This is a genomic window from Candidatus Micrarchaeia archaeon (genome assembly GCA_041650355.1).
In the GTDB taxonomy this organism is placed as follows: domain Archaea; phylum Micrarchaeota; class Micrarchaeia; order Anstonellales; family Bilamarchaeaceae; genus JAHJBR01.
On sequence record JBAZLI010000043.1, the window covers coordinates 1 to 8,558 of the forward strand.

An 8,558-nucleotide genomic window follows, 5' to 3' on the forward strand; every position below is an offset into this window, starting at 1 on the left:
AACCTGCCCGAAATGCGGGGGGAGGATGCAGATTTCAGAAGACGAGCCGCTGATAGAGGAGCTCACGGACCTGGCCAAGGAAAAAGGGATAAAGGTCGAGATAATATCGCAGAACACCGCAGAAGGGGCGCAGTTCCTGCAGGGCTTCATGGGGATAGGGGCGTTCCTAAGGTACAGATGAGTTGGCCTGCACTGTTGTTTCCTGCACGCCGCACGGGCTTTCGTACTTCTTCATTCCGACAATTATTTTGTCCGCGTAGTATTTAGTCGAGTTGCCGTGCATTATCTGGAACGTCATTCCGGACCTGGAGAGCGCTTCGCAGTACGAGGCGCTCGCGTTCAACTCGGTGCTCACGCAGGAATCCCCCTCGAGCACGAAGAAGGAGACGTTCTTGGGCGCGAGCGGCACGCTTCCGGCTATGTCCACCGCGCACTGCATTATCGCGTTCCTCGAGAGCGCCGAGGCGTTCCTCAAATCCGCAACCACGAAGACCTTCTTAGAGGCAGAGAGGCGTTCTATGAATTCGCTATAATTAATCTCCTTCTCGGGCTCGGCCGGCTTGAACAGGAACAGGTAAACGAACACGATGCAGAGCAGGCCCAGCACCGCGACTCCGGCCAGCTTCAAACTGTCTTGCATGCGAACCCCTCACTGCGCGTAGAGCCTTATGGCCTCTGCCGGCGCGCATATCCTGTAGTATTCGTTGCTGCCTGAGAAAGACGCCTGGTCCAGGAGCAGGCCGGAATATGCGGAAGATGTCACCAGGGACGAGTTGAAAAACACCAGCGGAGTGGTAATTTTGTCCGCGCAGTTCGGGAACTGGGTCAGGCCGGTGGCGCTGGTCCCGGGCGGGAAATAGGCGGTGCAGTTTCCTTCGCGCACCACGTAGATTTTCGAGGATATGTTGGACTTGGCCAGCTCTCTCGATACTGCGGCCGAGCAGTTTTCCATCGCCCCGAGCTCGGTTTCGTCTACGGTGTCGCCCTGCACGAGTATGGTCACGTTCCCGGCCAGCTTCACCGAAGAGTAGAAGTCCGAGTATTCCACCCGGTTGGTGGACTTGTCCAGCGCGAGGTAGACGCTCACCGCTACCAGCGCGAGCAGGAACACCAGTAGCATGGAGAGCACGAGCAGGAGCATGCGGTTGAGCGGCTTCGGGGAAAGGCCGTAGTAGACGCTGAATATGAATACCACGAGGGACGAGAAGGACAGGAAGAACAGCGAGGAGCCGAGAAGAGGGACGTATGCCGAAAGCCCTGCGCGCTCGGAATTGGTGAGCGGCTTCACCTGCATCGCGAGCGAGCCCATGCCTTCGACCATCTTTCCGGACGGCCCTGCGGCGAACATGTAGAACGCCTGCACCGGGTTGCCTTTGGAGAGGAGGGCCCTGGATTCGTTTATGAGGAGCGAATAGTTGCTTTTCAGGTCGGCGTACTGGGTTGAAGTGAGGCCTGGCTTGAACTGCTGGTCGAGCAGGAGTTTCTTCGTCTTTATGGTGTTGAGACTGGCAGCCTCTTCAGAGCCGAGGGCCTTCCCTTCTGCGAGGAAAATGTACACCGTGGCTTCCTTGGAAGCCTGGGAAACGTTGTCGTAAACCCCCAGGAGCGGAGCCACGGATTCGTTGAGCGATTTGACCATCGCCGAATATTCGACGATTGTGTCCTCAAGATTGGTGAAGTTGTTGGAGCCTATCATCTGCTCTATTTCCAGCTCCATCGCCTGCACAGTCTCGAGCTTGGAGCGTATGCTTGCGTTGTCCACGTACGCGAGCACCTCGGAAGTCCTGTTCTTCACCGTAACCGCGGGCAGCCTGGCCGTATCGTAGATTCCGGTGTAGTACAGCCTGCTGTCCTCGTTCTCGTCCGACTCAAGCCGTTCCTCGGTGTTCGAGTAGATTTTGTTCACCAGGGAAGGGTAGTTCGCAAGGGGCGCAACTTTTGCGGAGAGGTTGTTGAGCTTCCCCTCCGCGCGGGTGAGCGCCGCGTCATCCAAGTCAAGGTCCGGGCACAGGCCGTAGCACTTGGAGCACGACTCGCCGACCGAGGGTATGCGGAACATCGTGCTCTCTATCCTGCCCTTCGCGTCCTTGAGCGCAGGAACATCGGCCTTCATCTCCTCTATGGAGGAAATCGTGTTTTCCGAGTTCATGCTGCCGAACAGGTAGAATATGCGGGCCATGGTTATTTCAATCGTGTCGCTCCCGTTGGTGAAGTCTTTTATCGGCTGGAGGAACATGTCCGGGTCTCCGCATCCGGTGGCGTCCGCGTAGGCGGCGCATGCGAACGTCGCGGTCCTAAGGCAGGAGCTCGCGTTGGTGCACGGGAACATGTGGAGGAACAGCGCCTTCCTGCACGCGAACTCCTCCTGGCCCTTGAACCTTCCGCCGTTGTTCCTGCTGGCGTTGAACGTCAGGAAGTCGGTCTCGAGGCTCGCAGTCTCGTTCGGGCTCAGCGCGTATTTCTGCGTATAGTATTCTTTCAGCACCGCGGTCATTTCGCTCTTGTTGAGCACGAGCTCGTCTTCCTTCACCAGGAAGGTGGGCTCCTTGCTGATATTCATTATATAGTAGACACTATGGTTGAGGGTGAAAAACTCCTTGGAAACGCTTGCGTTCGTCTCGTTGGCGTAAAGGTAGTCAGAAACGTCGAAAGAATACGCCGCACCGGCCAATAACAGCAGGGAAAACAGTATGACTGGTCTCATGGCAGGCATTACTGATGTAATATTTAAAAATCGATGGGGGTTGTTTGGCCGGACGAGCCTCATGCAGGGCTACGCGGATTGGCTAGAACTCCCGCTTTATAACGTGCTGCGCGAGGTCCGTGAGCTCGCCGCTTTCCCTGGATGGCCGGAGCTCCCTTAGGAACGCGCTCGCTTCCTCCACGAACCTGAGTGCCCTGAGCCTCGCGTAGTTTATCGAATCGTATTTCCTGAAGGCCGAGACCACGTAATCTATCTTTTTCCTGTCCCGCGTCCGCGACAGCAGCATCGAGGAGAGCTTCTTCCTCTCCCCCGGGGTGGCATGCGACATCGCGTGTATGAACATCAGGCTCCTCTTCCCCTCTGTTATGTCCCCCCCTATCTCCTTCTTGTATTTCTCGAAATCCCCGGTGACGTTCAGTATGTCGTCCTGTATCTGGAACGCCACGCCGAGGGATTCGCCGAACATCCTGAATTTTTCCACTGTCCCGGAATCCGCGCCTGCGAGATACGCGCCTGCCTCGCAGCTCGCGCCCATGAGCGCGCCCGTCTTCCCGAGCACCATGGAAAAATACTCGTCTTCGGAAACGCTGGTTTTTCCTGTCCTGTACCATTCCAGCTCCACGCCCTGGCCCTCGACCACGCGCTGGAATGCGCGGCCTGATATGGACGCGATCTTCACCCTCTTCTCCAGCGGCATGTCCAGCTCCAGGAACCGGTTCCACACTAGTGTGTAAAGAGCGTCGCCGCTGTTGAGCGCTATCGGAATTCCGTGCGAGATGTGGAGCGTGGGCTTGCCCCTGCGGAAATGCGAATCGTCCTCGACATCGTCGTGTATGAGCGTGAAGTTATGGAAAAGCTCTATGAGCGCCGAAGCTTTCACGGCGTTCTTCTTATCCTTGCCGTCCAGGGCGCCGAAGGACAGCATCAGCAGCGCGGGCCGTATTCTCTTGCCGCCGCGGAATATGTACTCGTCCAGGAGGCCGTACACGCACCTTGGTTCTGCGGAGAGCACCTGGCGCATTTCCTCCTCTACCCGGCCTATGCTCTCGTTGACAAAGCCTGAGAACTCCATGGATTGAAGATAAGGCAGAAAATTATTAAATCGCTCACTTAGGCTCATTTCCCGTACGCGATACGGCGCTCGTAGCCGCACGGGATGCACCTGTATAGCACCCTCCCGCCACGCTTGTCGAAGGAAACCGAGACCGTGCTTCCGGGCCTCCAGAACGAGAAGCACTTCCTGCAGAAGGAGAGCTTCTGCGCTCTGGTGAGGCGCACCTTGTTTTTCCGCACTATGGAGAAGGCGAGGGCGCAGTAGCGCTTCGCCCTCGCAGGATTGCTCCTGAAGCATTCCCCGGCCTCGTTCAGAAGGATTGATATTCTCTCGGCGCTTATCGCTTTCACCAGGTTCTTCTCCTTTGGGCGCATACATTGGATTATCCGCAAATGTTTTAATAGCTGGAGTGGAAAATTGTGCGGTGATGCTCTGGACGCAGGAGGATTCTTTGATTACTATTTCGTAAAGCCGATTTTGGAGCACGAAGGCTACAATTCAGTCAACACGCTCACCTACGCAGTCATAGCGATAGCTGCGGTTTTCCTCGCGTACAGGTTCTTCCAGGAGAGCAAGATAAGGGTGGACAGGCAGTTCGTGCTCAACACGCTCCCGTTCGTGCTTTTCGGCTCCACGGTGCGCGTCGTGACCGACAGCATAGACACCGGAGTTATGAAACCAGATAACCTGCTTTACTCTTGGATACTGGATTCGCACATATACGATTACGGGTTCCTTACCAGCAGCCCGGGCATTTACCTGGTGACTGCCGCGCTGTTCTTCCTTTCCCTGGGAGTTGGGAAATGGCTCAAGGACCAAAAGATAATAGGGTACATAGGGATTGCGCTTTGGCTTCCGCACCTGCTGCTCTTGCTGCCCATGATGAATTACGCGATGTTCGCAATACCGGTTCTCGCGCTTGCGGCAATTCCGGCGTTCCTCGCGTGGAAATACTTCAAGAGCGGCCTGCTCGCCGGCATTGTGGGCGCGCACGCGCTTGACGGGGCCGCAACTTTCTTCGTGATAGACTATTTCGGGAAAATGACCGGAAGAAATTATTTTGAGCAGCACGTGCTCCCTTCTTTCATAGGGGAAACTTTCGGGAGCTTCTTCCCGTTTTATTTAATCAAGGTTGCAGTAGCGTTTATTGCCGCGTGGTTCATAGCGAACGAGAAGGACGCTAATGAAGGGGAAAAGACGTTCATAGCGCTCCTTCTGATAATAATCGGGCTTGCGCCCGGGCTGCGGGATTTGCTCAGGATGATGGTGGGTGCTTAGATGCTTTCGCTCATAGGCCTGGGAATTTCCGGGGACTTGACGCTTCGCGGCCTGGACGCAGCGAAAAGGAGCGACGAGGCTTACGCTGAAATGCACACCGGGATTCTGCAGGACGGATGGCTAAAGAGAATGGAGAGGACTATTGGGAAGAAGATATCTATTTTGGAGCGTGAAAAGCTCGAGAGCGATTTCATATCGGAAAGGGCGAAGGACAGGGACGTTGCGCTGCTCGTTCCAGGAGACCCGCTTGCAGCTACTACCCACTATACGCACGTGCAGGACGCGAAAAAGGCCGGAGTTGAAGTGAGCGTGGTGCACAATTCATCAATTTTCACTGCGGCTCCGGGAAAGTGCGGGTTGCAGCATTACAAATTCGGGAAAACCGCTACGCTCGCGTACTGGAGGAAGAATTACGAGCCAACGAGCGCGCTTGAAATTGTCGGGCAGAACCAGGAGAGGGGGCTTCATACGCTCCTTCTGCTGGACCTGGACAAGGCGCTGGGCCCTATGGGCGCGAAAACCGCGTTTATTCAAATTAAGAAAATTGAGGGGAAGCTTGGGGGAAAAATAGTTGACAAATTGGTCGTGCTGAGCCGGGTGGGCTGGGAAGACGAGAAAATTTCCTACGGGAAAATGCGCGAGCTTGAGAAAAAGAACCTGGGGAAGCCGCCTTTCTGCTTCATAATTCCCGGGAAACTGCACTTCGCAGAAGAGGAGAATCTGGAGGAGCTGCGGATGCACAAAATTTCGTAAATTTTGTGCGCATTTGTAAATGAGAACCGCAGTTCGAATTTACAAATACAATTAAAAACTATTTAACATTAATTTCAATATTAGTGAAAGATAGCGGTTGATTCGCCTGTTCGGCGAATCCAAGCGTCATCTGAGAGATTGAAAGTGCATGAATCAGCAAGGAGGTATCAAGGAAGAAGGGGGCGAGCAACTGCGTTCTTCTAAGAAGCCCCCTGTCTGCAGGGATGGCGGAGCCCGGTCAAACGCGCCAGACTCAAGGTCCAATAGATAGGAAATCTGGTGTCCTAGCGGCTGCGAAGGTTCAAATCCTTCTCCCTGCATTTTTTATTCCTTCACCTGCAAGACAAAACCATGAACGACACGGAGCTCTGGAACGACGCCGCGAAAAGCATGGAATTCCAGGGGGCCCTGAACGGCACCGCGGCGTGCTACGAGCGCGCGAAGGAACTGGGCGGGGACAGCCCCGGGGCGTGCCTCAACCGCGCGGTTTCATACATCCAGCTCTACGAATATTACAAGCAGGACAAATACGTCGAGCAGGCCAGGGATGCCCTGCTTTCCGCGATAGAATCCGATTCCAGGAATCCGAAATTCCACCATTACCTCGGGCTGGCTTATTTGGCGTTGGGCGAGAGGGAAAACGCGACCAACGAGTTCTTTTACGCCGAGCAGCTCAGGAGCGAGGAGGAAAGCGACCTCGTGCTGGGCTTCAATCTGGAATTCGAGGCTCCTACGGTTTACGAAACCGCTGTTTCCGAAGTGTACGAGTTGTTGCCGGACCCGGCGCTCCACAGGATATTCGACATAGTGAAATCGTTCCCCATGGACACCTCGCTCCACAGGAGGCTCGTGGACGTTTACGGGCAGAAGGACAGCAATTCCCTCCTCGCCCTTTACCTGCGCTCCATATACAACCAGCTTTTCGAGAGCAAGGAGCTCGCGTCGGAGCTCGGACTTTCAGGCAGCCACGGAAAGTGGGAGGCTCTTTTGGTCTTTTTCGTGCGCGGAATGAACGACGAAAGCAAGGAGCTCGTGAAGCGCGCTGCCAGGGACGGCAGGCTGGACCTGGATGCGCTCCCCGCGTATTCAAGGCTGCTGGTGGAAAGGTACAAGAGGGAATTTGCTTCTTCGAGCTACAACAGGGGGAGCTTCAACGCGCTTCTGCTTCTCCCTATGCGGAAGCTCGACGCGATAGACAATGCCTGCGAGCTTTCCAGGAAGGCGAAGAGGAATTCGGATTTCAAACTCATCAAGGAGGCGCTAGGCATTCTTTCCCAGGCAGGGCTGGCCAAGGCGAAGGGAGGCAGGTACGAGCTTACAGGATTCTTCGGAAGCCGCGGAGGACACGTAAATGCGAAGCTGGAAACTAACGAATTGGATTCCGAGCTCCTGATGATGCTTTCAGAACTGCTGGAGGAAAAAAGGCTGGAATATGCGAAAGAGCTTGCAAAAAAGATAGCCGCGCTTTACGGCGAGAAGGAAGCCGGGGCGTACGTGAAGGAAGCGCTTGCGTCCATTTCGCTCAGCGAGGATGAGAAGTTCTCAATCATCTCGGACATTTAGATGTGCTCCTCGCACGGATTAGCGTAAACCGGAATTATTTTGGAGCATTCGAGGTAGGAGCTTTGGTAGCTGCTCAGCCGCCCGCGCGCGGAAACCGAGAAGAGCCCCTCTGAATAGATTCTTATCACTTCCAGAGTGCTGTTCTCATGGTTTGCCCCGTAATCATAGCCCGGGATGTTGTACCTGTATTCCAGGAAGCTGGTGCTGGATGTAGGGGTGTATGTCCATTCGAAATCGTATTCTCCCATCATATCCGAGCAATCCGTTTCCTGATGCCCTCCAAAGCATGAAGCATAGAACTTGTAGATTCCTGGAGTCCTGAGTTCGGAAGTTCCCCTTATCACGCAATTTTCCTGGGCGCAGCCCACAGTAGCTGAGTCATAGTTGTTGTTCTCGTTGGTCTCGGTCACCACATCAGTGGCGTCCACCCACTCTTCTATATAGATGGAACTCCATCCCTGCTCGCATTGAATCGCGTAGTCCTGGAGCACGAACGTATGGTTGCCCGCGGTCAGGCCGTTTACAGGTATGCTGTCCCTAAATATAGGAGCTGAACAATCCGCGCCGTTGCACCTCCGTATGGTGACGTTCACGTAGAATGTCTGGTCCACGTCGTTCGTGCCAGTGTTCCTCGCGGACACGTTCACGTAGCCGGTTTCAGTAGGGCTGAGTCGGCTAGGCGCGTCTATGCGCGGCTGCAAATCCGTGCTCTGCAGCGTGTTCACGTTTATCGATTCGCTGTCGTTCACCTTGTCAGGCCCGCAGAAATGGTCGACAGCATCTGCGAATACCGTGACCGTGAAGCTGGATGGAGCGGTTCCGCCTCCGGTGTACCTGGCTGTGCCGTGGAAATTATGTGTTTGGCCAGGAAGCAATCTTATGGGAAGCGCCTCGTCCTGGGTGAACGTGAAACCGTTGTTGGCAGAGAAGCTGGCTATTGAAAGGTTCGCAGTTCCGTTGTTCATAACGAAAACCGTGAGACCTGCCTGGTTGCCGCTCAGGGTTATGGAAGTCGGAATGTGTCCGGTTATGTCCACGGACGCGGTTGGGCATTGCCCCACCTGCACCGTGCAGGTTGTCACAGAAACAGGAGTGTTCGGGACTCCGCACACTGTGGCTGTTCCGCGGGCTGTGAACGTGACTGTGATTTGCCCGGTTATGGATGGATTGCTGTAGGTCCCTGAAACCTGGACGAATCCTCCGGGA

Annotated in this window: 9 protein-coding genes and 1 tRNA gene; 5 read left to right on the forward strand and 5 right to left on the reverse strand. The window is 55.1% G+C overall.

Annotation, left to right across the window (positions count from 1 at the left end):
• The coding region (locus tag WC488_03560) for a peptide chain release factor 1 (protein MFA5077479.1) at positions 1–181 on the forward strand (181 nt) is incomplete at its 5' end.
• Here WC488_03560 and WC488_03565 read toward each other — a convergent pair.
• The 4 genes from WC488_03565 to WC488_03580 all read right to left on the reverse strand — a co-directional run bounded on the left by WC488_03565 (position 167) and on the right by WC488_03580 (position 4,132).
• On the reverse strand, positions 167–640 hold the full coding sequence (locus WC488_03565; GenBank protein ID MFA5077480.1) for a hypothetical protein: 474 nt from the start codon (positions 638–640) through the stop codon (positions 167–169). The genes WC488_03560 and WC488_03565 overlap by 15 nt on opposite strands.
• Positions 641–649: 9 nt before the next feature.
• Positions 650–2,704 (reverse strand): hypothetical protein, encoded by a 2,055-nt coding sequence (locus WC488_03570; GenBank protein ID MFA5077481.1) that lies wholly within the window; start codon positions 2,702–2,704, stop codon positions 650–652.
• Between the two features lie 82 nt (positions 2,705–2,786).
• Positions 2,787–3,776 (reverse strand): polyprenyl synthetase family protein, encoded by a 990-nt coding sequence (locus WC488_03575; protein ID MFA5077482.1) that lies wholly within the window; start codon positions 3,774–3,776, stop codon positions 2,787–2,789.
• A 44-nt stretch (positions 3,777–3,820) separates the two neighbouring features.
• Complete coding sequence (locus WC488_03580; protein MFA5077483.1) at positions 3,821–4,132, reverse strand: ribonuclease P; 312 nt, start codon at positions 4,130–4,132, stop codon at positions 3,821–3,823.
• Positions 4,133–4,175: 43 nt separating this feature from the next.
• Between WC488_03580 and WC488_03585 the strand changes: the two genes are divergently transcribed.
• From WC488_03585 to WC488_03600, 4 genes are all read left to right on the forward strand, one after another.
• Positions 4,176–5,036, forward strand: coding sequence for a DUF63 family protein (locus WC488_03585; GenBank protein MFA5077484.1), 861 nt, complete (start codon positions 4,176–4,178; stop codon positions 5,034–5,036).
• Positions 5,037–5,789 (forward strand): diphthine synthase, encoded by a 753-nt coding sequence (gene dph5, locus WC488_03590; protein MFA5077485.1) that lies wholly within the window; start codon positions 5,037–5,039, stop codon positions 5,787–5,789.
• Positions 5,790–6,007: 218 nt separating this feature from the next.
• Positions 6,008–6,109 (forward strand) — tRNA-Leu (locus WC488_03595).
• Between the two features lie 31 nt (positions 6,110–6,140).
• On the forward strand, positions 6,141–7,352 hold the full coding sequence (locus tag WC488_03600; protein ID MFA5077486.1) for a hypothetical protein: 1,212 nt from the start codon (positions 6,141–6,143) through the stop codon (positions 7,350–7,352).
• On the opposite strand, the gene WC488_03605 is transcribed toward WC488_03600, so the two are convergent.
• Positions 7,349–8,558 (reverse strand): CARDB domain-containing protein (locus WC488_03605; protein ID MFA5077487.1); only part of this gene is annotated, 1,210 nt, incomplete at its 5' end. The genes WC488_03600 and WC488_03605 overlap by 4 nt on opposite strands.